This window comes from Streptomyces sp. NPDC051684 (genome assembly GCF_044453445.1).
In the GTDB taxonomy this organism is placed as follows: Bacteria; Actinomycetota; Actinomycetes; order Streptomycetales; family Streptomycetaceae; genus Streptomyces.
Genome location: NZ_JBITCS010000020.1, coordinates 125,001 through 139,702 on the forward strand (window position 1 = coordinate 125,001; position 14,702 = coordinate 139,702).

The following is a 14,702-nucleotide window of genomic DNA, read 5'->3' on the forward strand; positions in this document are numbered from 1 at the left end:
GGTTACTTCGTCTCCTCGGTACGAGAGTGGGACACGGCGGGCTCGTTGCCGCCGAGAAGCAGGTACAGAACGGCCATCCGCGTGTGCACGCCGTTGGCGACCTGCTCGATGACCGTGCAGCGGTCGGAGTCGGCGACCTCGGCGGTGATCTCCATGCCGCGGACCATCGGGCCGGGGTGCATCACGATGGAGTGCTCGGGCATCTTCGCCATGCGGTCGCCGTCGAGGCCGTAGCGGCGGCTGTACTCGCGCTCCGTCGGGAAGAACGCGGCGTTCATGCGCTCACGCTGGACGCGCAGCATCATCACGGCGTCGGTCTTGGTGAGCGTGGAGTCGAGGTCGTACGAGACCTCGCAGGGCCAGGCCTCGACGCCGACCGGCACCAGGGTGGGCGGCGCGACGACGGTGACCTCGGCGCCGAGTGTGTGCAGCAGGTCGACGTTCGAACGCGCGACGCGGCTGTGCAGCACATCGCCGACGATCGTGACGCGCTTGCCGTCCAGGCCCTTGCCGATGCCTGCGTCGGGGCCGACGAGGCGGCGGCGCATCGTGAAGGCGTCGAGCAGCGCCTGCGTGGGGTGCTGGTGGGTGCCGTCACCGGCGTTGATGACCGGGGCGTCGATCCAGCCGGAGGTGGCGAGCCGGTACGGGGCGCCGGACGCGCCGTGCCGGATGACCACGGCGTCGACGCCCATGGCCTCCAGCGTCTGGGCGGTGTCCTTGAGGGACTCGCCCTTCGAGACGCTCGACCCCTTGGCCGCGAAGTTGATGACGTCGGCGGACAGCCGCTTCTCGGCGGCCTCGAACGAGATCCGGGTACGCGTGGAGTCCTCGAAGAACAGGTTGCAGATGGTCCGGCCGCGCAGCGCGGGCAGCTTCTTGATGGGCCGGTCGGCGACGCGGGCCATCTCCTCGGCGGTGTCGAGGATGAGCACGGCGTCGTCGCGGGAGAGGTCGGCGGCCGAGATGAGGTGTCGCATCATCTGGGGTGCTCCGTAAGGCAGTTCAGGAGATTCGGGACATACGGACGCGCGAGGGCACACCTTTTGAGGTCGTGCGCGTACACGCGCACGACGAGAAGGGGTGCTACTGCTCGGCCGCCTGGGCGTCCGGCTTGGCACCGAGCAGCACGGCGTCGCGGCCGTCCTCCTCGGCGAGCTGGACCTTGACCGTCTCCCGCAGCGACGTGGGGAGGTTTTTGCCGACGTAGTCGGCACGGATGGGGAGTTCGCGGTGGCCGCGGTCGACGAGGACGGCGAGCTGCACGGCACGCGGGCGCCCGATGTCGTTCAGGGCGTCGAGGGCGGCGCGGATGGTGCGGCCGGAGAAGAGCACGTCGTCGACGAGGACGACGAGGCGGCCGTCGATGCCGTCACCGGGGATCTCGGTGCGGGCGAGCGCGCGCGGCGGGTGCATGCGCAGGTCGTCGCGGTACATCGTGATGTCGAGCGAGCCGACGGGGATGGTGCGGCCGGTGATCTCTTCGAGCTTCTCGGCCAGCCGGCGGGCGAGGAAGACGCCTCGCGTGGGAATCCCCAGGAGAACCACGTCCTCGGCGCCCTTGGCGCGCTCGACGATCTCGTGGGCGATGCGGGTCAGTACCCGCGCGATGTCAGGGCCTTCGAGAACCGGCCGGGCATCGGACTGCTGCGTGTCCATACGAAACGGACCCCCTTCTCCGCCTCACGGGACGGACCTTAAAGGACGTCGAATTTGCGGTGTCAACACTACCAGCCCCGGAACATCGCTGATCACCCGCCTGGAGGTGCGGGACGGCCGAATTCACGAGAAGGTCGGTACGGACCATTCGGCTTGACGCGGCCAAGTAACGCTGCGTAACCTCACAGTGAGTTACAGCCACGCGGCGCAGCCGCTTAGTGATGCAGTGTCCGGGGAGCTATATGTCCAGCGAATACGCCAAACAGCTCGGGGCCAAGCTCCGCGCGATCCGTACCCAGCAGGGCCTTTCCCTCCACGGTGTCGAGGAGAAGTCCCAGGGACGCTGGAAGGCGGTCGTGGTGGGGTCGTACGAGCGCGGCGACCGTGCCGTGACCGTGCAGCGCCTCGCCGAACTGGCGGACTTCTACGGCGTGCCGGTGCAGGAACTGCTGCCGGGCACCACCCCGGGTGGCGCCGCCGAGCCGCCGCCGAAGCTGCGCCTCGACCTGGAGCGTCTGGCCCACGTGCCGCCGGAGAAGGCGGGCCCGCTGCAGCGTTACGCCGCCACGATCCAGTCGCAGCGCGGTGACTACAACGGCAAGGTGCTCTCGATCCGTCAGGACGACCTGCGCACCCTTGCCGTCATCTACGACCAGTCGCCCTCGGTCCTGACCGAGCAGCTGATCAGCTGGGGCGTGCTCGACGCGGACGCGCGTCGCGCGGTGGCGCACGACGACGTCTGATCCGGCCACACGCAGCAGAAACGTCACAGCCCTGAGGGGGCGGAGCGATTGGGCTCCGCCCCCTCAGGGGTTTCCGGCCCTGGTCCGTGCCCTCGGTGTCTCGGGTCCGGGACACCGGCGCCCGGCCGCGGGGCTCCGCCCCGGCCCCCCGCCTCAAACGCCGGTGGGGCTGAAAATGCCCGGACCCCGCCGGCACCCGTCCAAGAGCGGGGCTGAAAATGCCCGGCCGGCCCGGCTTTCCCCTCACGTGCGGAACAGGCGTCCGATCACCTCGGGCAGCAGGCAGGCGCTCAGCCTCGGCGGCAGGGCCTGGAGGACCGCGAGCACGGGTGCCATCCGCTCCGGCAGCCGGCCGCCCTCCCCGACCCCGGCGAGCGCGAGCGCGATCTCGACCTCCTCCGAGGTCAGCGCGTCCGGGTCCAGCGTGGCCGCGGCCGCGACGACCTCGGGATCCACCCGAACGGGCCCCAGCTCACGCGCCCGTTCGACCGCCTTTGCCAGCTCGGCGAGGAGCAGCCGCGCGGTCTCCTCTTGCGCCACGGCCGCGGTCACTGTCAGATGCAGGGTTGCCGGTGACGCGCCGAACGCCGGCTGCGGCTGCAGATACCAGCCGCTCCCCCGCACCTCGTCCGCCACCACGAACACATCGATGTCCGGGTCGTCGGAGGCCACCGCGATCAAGGACGCTTCGGGCCGCGCGGCGAGTCGCAGACCGTCGATCCGTTCGACACCGTCGGCGAGCGTACGGGTCGTGCGGTGTACGCGCGTCGACAGCACCGCGTAACCTTCGGCGCCGACGCGCTCCGTCACCGCCCAGGCCGCGGCGAGGGGTCCGGCCGACTTGGTGCCCTGGAGCGTGGAGTTGACGACGGGATAGCCGGGCCAGGCGGCGTGCGCGAACCAGCCGTGGCGGCGCAGCCCCGCGTCCCGGAACAGGAGCAGCGAGGCCCCCTTCGCCGTGTACGCGTATTTGTGCAGGTCGACGGAGAGGGACGTCACGCCAGGGACGGACAGGTCGAACTCCGGGATGTCCGGTACGTCCTGCTCCTGGTCCTGCTCTTGGTCCTGCTCCTGGTCCTGCTCCTGGTCCTGCTCCTGGTCCTGCTCTTGCTCCGGCTCCTGCCGCGCCGCGAGCCGCAGATGTCCGAGGTACCAGCCGCCGATGCAAGCGTCGACGTGGCACAGCACCCCGCGCCGCTCCGCCTCCCGCGCCACCTCGGCGACCGGGTCGATGACTCCGTGCGCGTACGAGGGGGCGGAGACGACGACCAGGGCGGTGCGGTCACTGATCGCCGCCGCCATGTCCGCCGGGCGTGCCTTGAAGGTGTCCGGGTCGACGGGGACGCTCACCACGCGCAGGCCGAAGAGCTCGGCGGCCTTGTGGAAGGCGGCATGTGCGGTCTCGGGGAGCACCAGTTCGGGCTCGGTCACCCCGCGCTCCTTGCGGGCGTACTGACGAGCGGTCAGGACGGCGAGCAGGCAGCTCTCGGTGCCGCCGCTGGTGAACGTGCCCGCGCTGCCGCCGAGCAGCGCGGTGGCCCGGCGCACCAGATCGTTCTCCAGCTCCACGACGCTCGGGAAGGCGGTCATGTCGAGCCCGTTGACCCCGGCGAAGGCGGCCTGCGCGGCGTTCGCCAGTTCGTCGAGGCCGTCGAGCCCGGAGTCGTAGACGTACGCCATCGTGCGGCCGCCGTGCACCGGCAGGTCGCCCGCGCGCAGTGCGGTCAGCCGGGCCAGGATAGGGTCGTCGGTCGTCATGCGGACTCCTCGTCTCGCTGGGTGGGCTCGTGGGGCTCGCCGGACGCGAGGGACTCGTCGAAGTCGGCGCGCAGGCGGATCAGTTCGGACTCGGTGAGGCGGTACCTGGCCAGCAGCGGAAGGCTCAGCGCGAGCAGCAGGGCGGGCAGCGCGCCGAAGCCGACGACGATCGCGGTCAGCGCCGATCCGGGCTGCGCGACGCGGTCGGTGGCATCGGACGAGACGAACCCGCCGACGGCGAGGACCAGGCCGAACAGGCCGGGGCCAAGAGCGAGGCCGAGCGTCTCGCCCGCGGTCCACAGGCCGGTGAAGACTCCGGCCCTGCGGCGCCCGCTGGTGTAGGTGTCGGCGGCGATCGCGTCGCCGAGCATCGCGAGCGGCAGCATCTGCACGCCCGCGTACCCGATGCCCGCCACGGCGACGGCCACGTAGACCGCCGTCGTCGGCAGTTCGCGTCCCGCGGCGGCGCCGAGCGCCCCCAGCAGGAAACACACGGAGGCCCCGAGTGCCGCGTTCCGCTTGCCCGTTCGGCGGCCCACGGCCAGCCACAGGGGCATGGCGAGGAGCGACGGCACGATGAGGCAGGCGAACAGCACGGTGGTGGCGCTCGGACGGTCGAGGATGTACGTCGCGAAGTACTGGGTGCCGGCGAGCATCAGCCCGGACGCGGCGGCCTGCACGACGTACGCGCCGAACAGCCATCCGAAGGGCGCGTTGCCCCGGGCGGCGCGGAGCTGCGCGCGCAGGCCGGCGTCGCCCGTTGTACGTATGACGTCCAGTGGTGCGGATGTGTCGCCGGGCGTTGTACGTATGACGTCCCGCGTACTACGTATGACGCCGCCCGTTCCGGCCGTGGCGAGCACGGCGGCCAGCATCCCCACGGCGAGCAGCCCGCCGATCACCATGCCCATGAGCCGGTATCCGCCCGCGCTCCCCCGGTCGTCGCCGGTGGCGCCCGCGAGGACCGGGGCGACGGAGCCGGACAGCAGGATGGCCACGGCGAGGAAGGCGACGCGCCAGGCCATGACGCGGGCCCGCTCGTCCGGGTCGCCCGTGAGCTCCGCGGGCAGCGCGACGTACGGGACCTGGAAGCAGGCGTACGCGGAGGCGCTGAGCAGGAACAGGGCGGCCACGTACGCGGCGGCGGGCCCGCCGTCGAGTCCCGCGGGCGCCGCGAACATGCCCGCGAAGCAGACCGGCAGGGTGAGCGCGCCGAGCAGCATCCAGGAGCGGCGCGGCCCCAGGCGCGAGCGGGTGCTGCGGTCGGAGCGGCCGCCGACCCACGGGTTGAACAGCACGTCCCACGCCTTGGGCAGGAAGACGAGGAGCCCGGCGAGGCCCGCTCCGACGCCGAGCACGTCGGTCAGGTAGTAGAGCAGCAACAGGCCGGGGACCGTGCCGAAGGTGCCGGTGGCGAGGGAGCCGAGTCCGTATCCGATGCGCACGCGCGCGGGGAGGCCGGCCGGCGGGCCTGTCGATGGACCTGGTGATGGACCTGGTGATGGACCCGGCGCTGGGCCTGTCGGTGACATGACCAGAACCTAATGAAGATCCCCGGAAACGCACCAGGCCCGGAGCAGAACATTGTTCATGTTCTGCTCCGGGCCCGTGGAACGGTGCTGCGCTCGGCGGCGGGGCTCAGGCCTCGTCGCGACGCAGGGTCGACTTCAGGTCCTTGAAGCGACCCAACAGTCCGTTGATGAACGCCGGGGACTCGTCGGTGGAGAACTCCTTGGCCAGCGAAACGGCCTCGTCGAGCACCACGGCGTCCGGGGTCCCGTCGACCCAGACCAGCTCATAGGCGCCGAGCCGCACGATGTTGCGGTCGACGACCGGCATCCGGTCCAGGGTCCACCCGACGGCGTACTGCGAGATGAGCTCGTCGATCCGGGACGCGTGCTTCGCGTACCCCTCGACCAGCTCCATCGTGTACTCGCTGACCGGGGGCTGCCGCGTGTCACTGCGGGAGTGCCGGATCCAGTCCGCGAGGACCGTCAGGACGTCGGCGCCGCGCTGGTCTGCCTCGAAGAGGATCTGAAAGGCGCGCTTGCGGGCCGTATTACGGGCAGCCACGGTTAGCTGTTCACCCGGCCGAGGTAGTCGCTGGAGCGGGTGTCGACCTTGATCTTCTCGCCCTGGGTGACGAAGAGCGGGACCTGGATCTGGTGGCCCGTCTCCAGGATGGCGGGCTTGGTGCCGCCGGTGGAGCGGTCGCCCTGGACGCCCGGCTCGGTCTCCTTGATGACCAGCTCGACGGCGGCCGGCAGCTCGACGAAGAGCACCTCGCCCTCGTGCTGGGCGACCGTGGCCTCGAAGCCCTCGATCAGGAAGTTGGCGGCGTCACCGACAGCCTTGCGGTCGACGTGCAGCTGGTCGTACGTCTGCATGTCCATGAACACGAAGTAGTCCCCGTCCATGTACGAGAACTGCATGTCGCGCTTGTCAATGGTGGCCGTGTCGACCTTGACGCCGGCGTTGAACGTCTTGTCGACGACCTTGCCGGAGAGCACGTTCTTGAGCTTGGTGCGCACGAAGGCAGGGCCCTTGCCGGGCTTGACGTGCTGGAACTCGACGACGGACCAGAGCTGGCCCCCGTCGAGCTTGAGCACCAGGCCGTTCTTGAGGTCGTTCGTGGAAGCCACGGTTGCGGAATCTCCTGGACTGACGTGGACGACCCAGGGGCACGCGAGCAGCCTTTGCGGGCTAGAGCGCGAGCAGCTCCTTGGTCGTGATGGTGAGTAGCTCGGGTCCGCCGTCCGCCTCGGGGCGGACGACGAGCGTGTCATCGATCCGGACGCCGCCCCGACCCGGGAGGTGGACCCCCGGCTCGACGGTGACCGGCACACAAGTGTCCAGTTTACCCATGGCTGCGGGGGCCAACTGCGGGTCCTCGTCGATTTCGAGTCCCACCCCGTGTCCGGTCAGCGGCGCAAGCCCGTCACCATACCCTGCCGCGTCCAGTACGTGACGGGCGGCCCGGTCCACTTCGCGGCACTCGACGCCCGGCGCCAGGCTCTCGCGTCCGGCCCGCTGGGCGGCGAAGACGAGTTCGTACAGCTCGATCTGCCAGTCCGCGGGCGAGGTCCCGATGACGAACGTACGGCCGATCTCGCAGCGGTAGCCGCGGTACGTCGCGCCCAGGCACACGGAGAGGAAGTCGCCCTCCTCGACGCGGCGGTCGCTGGGGCGGTGGGCCACGCGTCCGGAGTTCGGGCCCGTGCCCACGGAGGTGGGGAACGCGGCGCCGTCGGCGCCATGGTCGACAAGTCGACGTTCCAGTTCGAGGGCGAGGTGCCGCTCCGTGCGGCCGACCAGGATGGACTCGAGCAGCTCGCCGAGCGCCTGGTCGGCGATCTCCGCCGCGATCCGCAGGCAGGAGATCTCCTCCTCGTCCTTGACGAGACGGAGCTGCTCGACGCCGCTGTTGAGGTCCAGCAGGCGGAGGCCGGGCGCCACGGAGCCGAGCGCCCGGTGCCGGGCCACGGTCAGGTGGTGCTCCTCGACGGCGAGCGAGTCCGCGCCGCGGGATGCGGCCACGTCCGCGGCGGCGACGGCCGGGTCGCCGGCGGGGACGTCGAGGACCTGTACGCGCAGTGCCTCGTCGAGGCGGCCCTCAGCCGGTTCGTCGCCGGGCGCTCGCGCGCACAGCAGGAGGTCGTCGTCGCCGGGGTCCCGGCCCAGCAGGAGGGCGGCGCCGTTCGGTGCCGCTCCTGCCAGGTAGCGGACGTTGGCGGGCCGCGAGACGAGGGTGGCCGCGCTGCCACCCGCCGTCGCGCGCTCTCTGAGCCGGTCCCGTCGGGCCGCGTGCACCTCTGCCATGTCGCCGAGCGTACGAGCGGGTGGGCCACGGGGCCGCGCGAGCGCGTCCGGACGGGTCCCCTCCGGGGGGCGGGTGGGGTTTTTGACAGCTGCGCGGCAGCAGAGTGCGGGGCTTCCACGGGGCCAGAGCCCTCGTCACCGTCCCGCGGCACCGGGGTTCCGCCTTGCCCACCCTGCCGCCCAAGGCGGGGGCAGGTGGTTGGGAGCTGGGCCGAAGGAACCGGCCCCGGGCGCCGCAGGCACTGGTCAGTCGGAGGCAACCGGCACGGCACGAGCGCCGCACACCCTCATCCGCCGCAACCAACCCACCCGGGCACGCCGCACACCGTCACCACTGCGGAGGGCTGGTGATCGCCCTGGCCAGGACCTCGTCCAGGACCTGCGCCGTGCCGGGGACATCCAGTTGGGAGTTGTCGATGATCGGGAGGCCCGAGCCGTACCAGCCCGCCATGCGGCCGTGGATGCGCGCGACCTCCTCGTCGGTGAGGCGGCGGTTGCCGCTGCGCCGGGAGTTGCGCTCCAGGACGATCTCCAGGCCGGGGAGGAGGACGACCGGAAGAAGGCCGGGCCCCACGTGCCGCTTCCAGCCGCCCAGGCCGACCACCGGCCGGTCCGGGAACACCGCGTCGTCGAGGATGCAGGAGATCCCATTCGCCAAGAAGTTCCGCGCGGCGAAACCGCAGGTGCGGCGGGCCAGTCGGTACTGCGCCTCGCTGTTGTCGTTCCAGCCGCTCTGCGGGTCGGCGAAGCCCGAGCGCACCCACTCCCGTACGTCGTCGAGGCTGATGTGGGCCGTCGGGACGCGCCGGCTCTCCGCCCAGTGCTTGGCGACGCTCGTCTTGCCCGCGCCGGCGGGGCCGATGAGCAGCACGGCGAGCGTGGTCGAGGTGGAGTCGGCGGGCGCCTGCGCGGGCGGCGGGCTCGGCACGGCGACAGGCGCGCCGGTCGGGAGTTGCACATGGCCGGTGGTCTCGCGCGGCGGCTGCTGCTGCGGATGCGAGGCCTGCGGCGGTGGCGGCGAGGACGGGGCCTGCGGCGCCTGGATGTGCGGCGGCTGGGCGGGCGGGTGGTGCGGCGGCGCTCCGCTGAAGCCCGGCATGCCTGGCGGCGGCTGAGGCGCGTGGCTCGCCTGCGGCAAGGGGCCGGACGGCGCCTGCCCCGGCCGATGGGGCGGCGGCAGCGGAGACCCCCCTGCGTGCTGCATCCGGTGCCACTCCATCTCGTACGACGGTCAATTGGGCGCCGGCGAACGGGGCGCTACTGAACGGTACCGTCCCCGGCCGCCGTTGTGTGAACGGCCGGGGAGGTCACGACGTGCCCGAACGTGAACGGACCTCCCTATTCCGCCACTTCGCCGTACGCGGCGAGCAGCACGGCGGGGTCGGGCCCTTCGAGAACGGTGGGCCGGCCGAGTCCGTCGAGGACGATGAAGCGCAGCAGGTCCCCGCGGGACTTCTTGTCGACCTTCATCGTTTCGAGGAGCTTGGGCCACTGGTCGTAGCGGTACGACAGGGGCAGCCCCACGGACTCCAGGACAGTGCGGTGCCGGTCGGCCGTCGCGTCGTCCAACCGGCCCGCCAGGCGCCCGAGTTCGGCGGCGAAGAGCATGCCGACGGAGACCGCCGCGCCGTGCCGCCACTTGTAGCGCTCGTTCTTCTCGATGGCGTGCGCGAGCGTGTGCCCGTAGTTGAGGATCTCGCGCAGGCCCGCCTCCTTGAGGTCGGAGGAGACCACCTCGGCCTTGACCCTGATGGCGCGCTCGATCAGCTCGGCGGTGTGCTTGCCCGTGGGCGTGCGCGCCGACTCCGGGTCCTCCTCGATGAGTTCGAGGATCTTCTCGTCGGCGATGAAACCGGCCTTGATGACCTCCGCCAGGCCCGACACGAAGTCGTGCACGGGCAACGAGTCCAGGGCCGCGAGATCGCACAGCACACCCGCCGGCGGGTGGAAGGACCCCACCAGGTTCTTGCCCTCGGCGGTGTTGATGCCGGTCTTGCCGCCGACCGCCGCGTCCACCATGGCGAGCACGGTCGTCGGGATGGCGATCCAGCGCACGCCGCGCAGCCAGGTCGCGGCCACGAACCCGGCGAGGTCGGTGGTGGCGCCGCCGCCGACGCCGACGACGACGTCGGAGCGCGTGAAGTTGGACTGCCCGAGGGCCTTCCAGCAGTACGCGGCGACCTCGGCGGTCTTGGCCTCCTCGGCGTTCGGCACCTGGATGGCGACCGCCTCGAAGCCCTGGTCGGCCAGGTCCGCGCGGAGCGCCTCGCCGGTCTCGGCGAGCGCCTCCGGGTGCACGATGGCGACGCGCTTGACCTTGTCGCCGATCAACGAGCCCAGCTCACCCAGGAGTTGACGCCCCACCAAGACCTCGTACGGGTCCGTTCCCGCGGTGCCGCCGACGTGGATACGGGTGACCTGTTCCGGCTGCTCGCTCATGCCTGCTTCAACTCCAGTGCGTCGAGGACCGCTTCGGCGACCTCGTCGGGGGTGCGGCCGTCGGTGGCCACGACCACCTGGGCGACCTCGGTGTACAGATGCCTGCGCGCCTCCATCAGCTCCCGCCACTGCTTGCGGGGGTTGACGGCGAGCAGCGGCCGGGCCGCGTTCAGACCGGTGCGCTTGGCCGCCTCCTCGACGTCCATCGAGAGATAGACGACGGTCGGGTGGGCGGCGAGCAGCGCGCGCGTGTCCGCGTCGAGGATCGCGCCGCCGCCGAGTGCGAGAACGCCCTCGTGCTCGGCCAGCCCGGCCGCCACGGACGCCTTCTCCAGCGCGCGGAATTGCTCCTCGCCCTCGTCGACGAAGATGTCCGCGATGGTGCGGCCCTGGGCGGTGACGATGTCCTCATCGGTGTCCCGGTAGGCGCAGCCGAGCCGCTCGGCGAGCAGCGCGCCCACCGTCGACTTGCCGACACCCATGGGTCCTACGAGGACGACCTGCGGGCCGCTCACCGGATCTGGAGGTTGTCGAGGTACGACGTGACGTTGCGCCGGGTCTCCGGCACGCTGTCGCCGCCGAACTTCTCCGCGACCGCGTCCGCGAGGACGAGTGCGACCATGGCCTCGGCGACGATGCCGGCGGCCGGCACGGCGGAGACGTCGGAGCGCTGGTGATGGGCCTGCGTGGCCTCGCCGGTGGCGACGTCGATGGTCTGCAGCGCGCGCGGCACTGTCGCGATCGGCTTCATGGCGGCGCGCACGCGCAGCAGCTCACCGGTGGTGAGGCCGCCCTCGGTGCCACCCGCGTGACCGGAGACGCGGCGGATGCCGTCGTCCGTCTTCACGATCTCGTCGTGCGCCTGCGAGCCGGGCACGCGCGCGAGCTCGAAGCCGTCACCGATCTCGACGCCCTTGATGGCCTGGATGCCCATGAGCGCACCGGCCAGGCGGGCGTCGAGCTTGCGGTCCCAGTGCACGTGCGAGCCGAGGCCCACCGGCACGTCGTAGGCGAGGACCTCGACGACGCCGCCGAGGGTGTCGCCGTCCTTGTGGGCCTGGTCGACCTCGGCCACCATCTGCTTCGACGCGTCGGCGTCCAGGCAGCGCAGCGGGTCGGCGTCCAGCTTCTCGACGTCGGCGGGGGTCGGGTAGACGCCCTGCGGCGCCTTCACCGAGCACAGCTCGACGACGTGGCTGACGATCTCGATGCCGGCCGTCTCCTTGAGGTACGACCGGGCGACCGCGCCGAGCGCCACGCGGGCGGCCGTCTCGCGGGCGGAGGCGCGCTCCAGGATCGGGCGGGCCTCGTCGAAGCCGTACTTCTGCATGCCCGCGAGGTCGGCGTGGCCGGGGCGCGGGCGGGTCAGCGGCGCGTTGCGCGCCATGTCCTTGAGGATCTCCGGGTCGACCGGGTCACCGGACATGACCTTTTCCCACTTGGGCCACTCGGTGTTGCCGACCATGATCGCGACCGGGGAACCGAGCGTCAGACCGTGCCGGACACCGCCCAGGAACGTGACCTCGTCGCGCTCGAATTTCATCCGGGCCCCGCGGCCATAGCCGAGGCGACGCCGTGCCAGGTGGTCCGCCACCATCTCCGTGGTGATCGGAACGCCGGCGGGAAGTCCCTCCAGCGTCGCGACGAGTGCGGGGCCGTGCGACTCCCCCGCGGTCAGCCAGCGCAACCTGCTCAACGGTGCTCCTCATGCTCGCGCTCTGTGTATGGGAACGATCCTCCCACGTCCGCGGAGCCCGGCGTTTCGGGTGTCCGGGGTGCGGACGCCACATGAGACGCGTGCCACACGCGCGAGCCCGGTGGCGGGGGTCAGCCGAGCGCCTTGACGCCCGCCTCGCGCATCGCGGCGAGCACCGGACGGGTTTCCCCGGTGAACTGCTCGAACTGGAAGACCGCCTGGTGCACGAGCAGGTCGAGCCCGCTGAGCACCGCCCCGCCGCGCCGCTCCCAGGCCGCTGCGAGCGGCGTGGGCCACGGATCGTAGAGGACGTCGAAGAGCGTGCCGACCTGCTCGGGGACCGCCTCGACCAGGTGGTCCGTGCCGCCCTTCGGCGTCGTGGAGATCACCAGGGGCACTTCGAAGGCGCGGTCCGCCTCGGACCAGTCGGCGATGCGCACCGGAACGCCGAGCCGCTCGCCCCAGCCACGCATCTCGTCGGCGCGCCCCGCACTGCGCACGTAGGCGGTGACGTCACCCGTGCAGATCCGGGAGAGGGCGGCCAGCGCGGAGGATGCGGTGGCTCCCGCGCCGAGGATCGCCGCCGACTCGACCTTCTCCACGCCGCGCTCGTGCAGCGCCGCGATCAGCCCCGGGATGTCGGTGTTGTCGCCGACCTTCCGCCCGTCGGCGCGCAGCACCACGGTGTTCACCGCCTCCACCGAGCGCGCCGTCTCCGTGATCTCGTCGAGCAGCGGGATCACCGCACGCTTCAGCGGCATCGTCAGTGAGAGCCCGGCCCACTCGGGCCCGAGCCCGGCGAGGAAGGCGGGGAGCGCCGCCTCGTCGGTCTCGAACCGGTCGTAGCGCCACTCGTCCAGGCCGAGCTCCGCGTACGCCGCGTTGTGCAGCTGCGGCGACAGGGAGTGCGCGATGGGCGAACCCAGAACCGCCGCCCTGCGCACGTCAGTTGACCTGGCTGGCATTGAACTTTTCCTTCAGCTTCTCGAACTCGGCGTTGGTCTTCGCGAACTCGGTCTTGTGCATGCCGTCCGTGGCCACGAAGTAGAGCCAGCCGTTGCTCGTCGGGTTGAGCGTCGCGGCGAGCGCCACGTCACCGGGGTTGCCGATCGGGCCGGGCGGCAGCCCCTTGCGCGTGTAGGTGTTGTACGGGTCCTTGTTGCTGTTGATCTCGGACTCGCCGATGTTGATGTTGCTCTGACCCTTGAGGTAGTTGAAGGTCGAGTCGAACTGCAGGAGCTGGTTGGTCTCGGTGTTCGACGTCTTGAGGCGGTTGTAGACGACCTCGGCCATCTTCCGGAAGTCGTCGTGCGTCTTGCCCTCGGCCTGCACGAGGCTCGCGACGGTGAGCACCTGCCACGGGTTGTCGAGGTGGAGCTTCTCGGCCTCGCCCTCGAGGTCGATCCGCTCGTACTTGTCGTTGGCCCGCGCCACCATGTCCTTCAGGACCTCCTCGGGCTTCATGCCCTTGGCGGCGGCGTAGCTCGACGGGTAGAGGAAGCCCTCCAGCGGGTCCTTCACGCTGCGGTGGTCCAGTGCCCAGTCGGGCAGGCCGAGGTCCTTGTAGTCCTTCTTCGCGACCTTGGCCGTGCTGCCCTTGGAGATCTTGAGCTTCTTGTCGATCAGCTCGTAGACCTTGGCGTTGCGCCAGCCCTCGGGGATCGTCAGGTTGGCGTGGCTCGTCGGGCTGAGCAGCAGGTCGACGGCGCTGGAGGCGGACATCTGCTTCTCCATGACGTACGCGCCGTCCTGGATCGACTTGCCCTTCGGGTCCGCGGACTGGGCGGCGACGAACGCGTCGACGCTCTGCACGACGCCGGCGTCCTTCAGCTTCTGCCCGATGGTGTAGCCGCCGGAGCCCTTCGGGATGACGACGGTGATCTGCTCGCCGTTGCCGCTGCCCGCGTAGTCCGGGGCCGCGCCGAAACGATCCTGGTAGAACTGGTAGCCGAAGTAGCCGACGCCGCCGACACCGGCCGCGAAGATCACGGTCAGGACCAGGCAGGCGCAGCCGCTGCGCCGCTTCTTCGGCTTCTTGCCGCCGCGGCCCCGGCGCCCGCCGCGCCCCTCGTCGTAATCGTCCTCGTCGTCGCCACCGCCGTTGAAGAAGGCTTCCTCGCCCTGGTCAGGTCCGGCGTCCCAGCCGGTACCCGGGTCCTGCGGGCGGCGGTGGCCCGGCGGCTCCGGCGGCGGGTAGGCGCCCGGAGTGTTGTAGTAGTCCGGCTCCTCGCCGTTGTACGCGGCGTGCTGACCGGTGCCGTACGGGTCCGCGGGGTCCACACCGTAGGGGGGCTGACCGCCCTGGCCGTTGTCCCAGCCGCCCTGGCCCTGCTGCTGTCCGCCGTAGGACTGCTGCCCGTAGCCGGGGTCCTGGCCGTAGCCCGGATCCTGCCCGTAGCCGTAGCCCTGCTGACCGGTGTCCCAGTCACCGCCGTAGGCCTGCTGCGGGTCGTAACTCCCCTGGCCGCCGTAGGCAGCCTGGCCGTGCCCGGCCTGCTGCCCCCACCCCTGGTCCCCGTACGGGTCCGCGGGATGCCACGGTTCGGGGCCTTGGCCCCGGCCATACTCAGTCATCGGTCCCCTACAAG

General features: G+C 71.2%; 14 protein-coding genes. 1 reads left to right on the top strand and 13 read right to left on the bottom strand.

Annotation, left to right across the window (positions count from 1 at the left end; all coding sequences use genetic code 11):
- Positions 1–2 precede the first annotated feature (2 nt).
- Together ACIA8D_RS24300 and pyrR are read right to left on the bottom strand one after the other, a co-directional pair.
- Positions 3–983, bottom strand: coding sequence for an aspartate carbamoyltransferase catalytic subunit (locus ACIA8D_RS24300; protein WP_399235367.1), 981 nt, complete (start codon positions 981–983; stop codon positions 3–5).
- Positions 984–1,086: 103 nt separating this feature from the next.
- Positions 1,087–1,659 (bottom strand): bifunctional pyr operon transcriptional regulator/uracil phosphoribosyltransferase PyrR, encoded by a 573-nt coding sequence (gene pyrR / locus ACIA8D_RS24305; RefSeq protein ID WP_399235368.1) that lies wholly within the window; start codon positions 1,657–1,659, stop codon positions 1,087–1,089.
- Positions 1,660–1,901: 242 nt separating this feature from the next.
- Here pyrR and bldD point away from each other — a divergent pair, with 242 nt between their 5' ends.
- Positions 1,902–2,402: a transcriptional regulator BldD gene (gene bldD, locus ACIA8D_RS24310; protein ID WP_266721805.1), complete on the top strand. Its 501-nt coding sequence runs from the start codon at positions 1,902–1,904 to the stop codon at positions 2,400–2,402.
- Between the two features lie 243 nt (positions 2,403–2,645).
- Here bldD and ACIA8D_RS24315 read toward each other — a convergent pair whose 3' ends face one another.
- The 11 genes from ACIA8D_RS24315 to mltG all read right to left on the bottom strand — a co-directional run bounded on the left by ACIA8D_RS24315 (position 2,646) and on the right by mltG (position 14,688).
- A complete protein-coding gene (locus ACIA8D_RS24315) occupies positions 2,646–4,160 on the bottom strand; it encodes an aminotransferase class V-fold PLP-dependent enzyme (protein ID WP_399235371.1) in 1,515 nt (504 codons plus the stop codon).
- Complete coding sequence (locus tag ACIA8D_RS24320; RefSeq protein ID WP_399235373.1) at positions 4,157–5,605, bottom strand: MFS transporter; 1,449 nt, start codon at positions 5,603–5,605, stop codon at positions 4,157–4,159. The genes ACIA8D_RS24315 and ACIA8D_RS24320 overlap by 4 nt, the downstream gene beginning before the upstream one ends.
- 193 nt (positions 5,606–5,798) lie before the next feature.
- Entirely contained in the window at positions 5,799–6,233 is a 435-nt protein-coding gene (gene nusB / locus ACIA8D_RS24325; protein ID WP_399235375.1) for a transcription antitermination factor NusB, read from the bottom strand.
- A gap of 2 nt (positions 6,234–6,235) precedes the next feature.
- Positions 6,236–6,802 (bottom strand): elongation factor P, encoded by a 567-nt coding sequence (efp, locus tag ACIA8D_RS24330; protein ID WP_385763064.1) that lies wholly within the window; start codon positions 6,800–6,802, stop codon positions 6,236–6,238.
- 61 nt (positions 6,803–6,863) lie between these two features.
- The gene (locus ACIA8D_RS24335) at positions 6,864–7,979 is read right to left on the bottom strand and encodes an aminopeptidase P family protein (RefSeq protein ID WP_399235377.1); all 1,116 of its coding nucleotides are present in this window, start codon (positions 7,977–7,979) and stop codon (positions 6,864–6,866) included.
- Positions 7,980–8,307: 328 nt separating this feature from the next.
- Positions 8,308–9,183, bottom strand: coding sequence for a Pro-rich N-terminal domain-containing protein (locus ACIA8D_RS24340; RefSeq protein ID WP_399235379.1), 876 nt, complete (start codon positions 9,181–9,183; stop codon positions 8,308–8,310).
- A gap of 134 nt (positions 9,184–9,317) precedes the next feature.
- Positions 9,318–10,418, bottom strand: a complete 1,101-nt coding sequence (gene aroB, locus ACIA8D_RS24345) for a 3-dehydroquinate synthase (protein WP_399235381.1) — start codon at positions 10,416–10,418, stop codon at positions 9,318–9,320.
- Complete coding sequence (locus tag ACIA8D_RS24350) at positions 10,415–10,933, bottom strand: shikimate kinase (RefSeq protein ID WP_399235382.1); 519 nt, start codon at positions 10,931–10,933, stop codon at positions 10,415–10,417. Before ACIA8D_RS24350 ends, aroB begins: the two co-directional genes overlap by 4 nt.
- The gene (gene aroC / locus ACIA8D_RS24355; RefSeq protein ID WP_399235384.1) at positions 10,930–12,114 is read right to left on the bottom strand and encodes a chorismate synthase; all 1,185 of its coding nucleotides are present in this window, start codon (positions 12,112–12,114) and stop codon (positions 10,930–10,932) included. The genes ACIA8D_RS24350 and aroC overlap by 4 nt, the downstream gene beginning before the upstream one ends.
- A gap of 131 nt (positions 12,115–12,245) precedes the next feature.
- A complete protein-coding gene (locus ACIA8D_RS24360; protein WP_399235385.1) occupies positions 12,246–13,079 on the bottom strand; it encodes a shikimate dehydrogenase in 834 nt (277 codons plus the stop codon).
- A complete protein-coding gene (gene mltG / locus ACIA8D_RS24365; protein ID WP_399235387.1) occupies positions 13,060–14,688 on the bottom strand; it encodes an endolytic transglycosylase MltG in 1,629 nt (542 codons plus the stop codon). Before mltG ends, ACIA8D_RS24360 begins: the two co-directional genes overlap by 20 nt.
- Between the last annotated feature and the right edge of the window lie 14 nt (positions 14,689–14,702).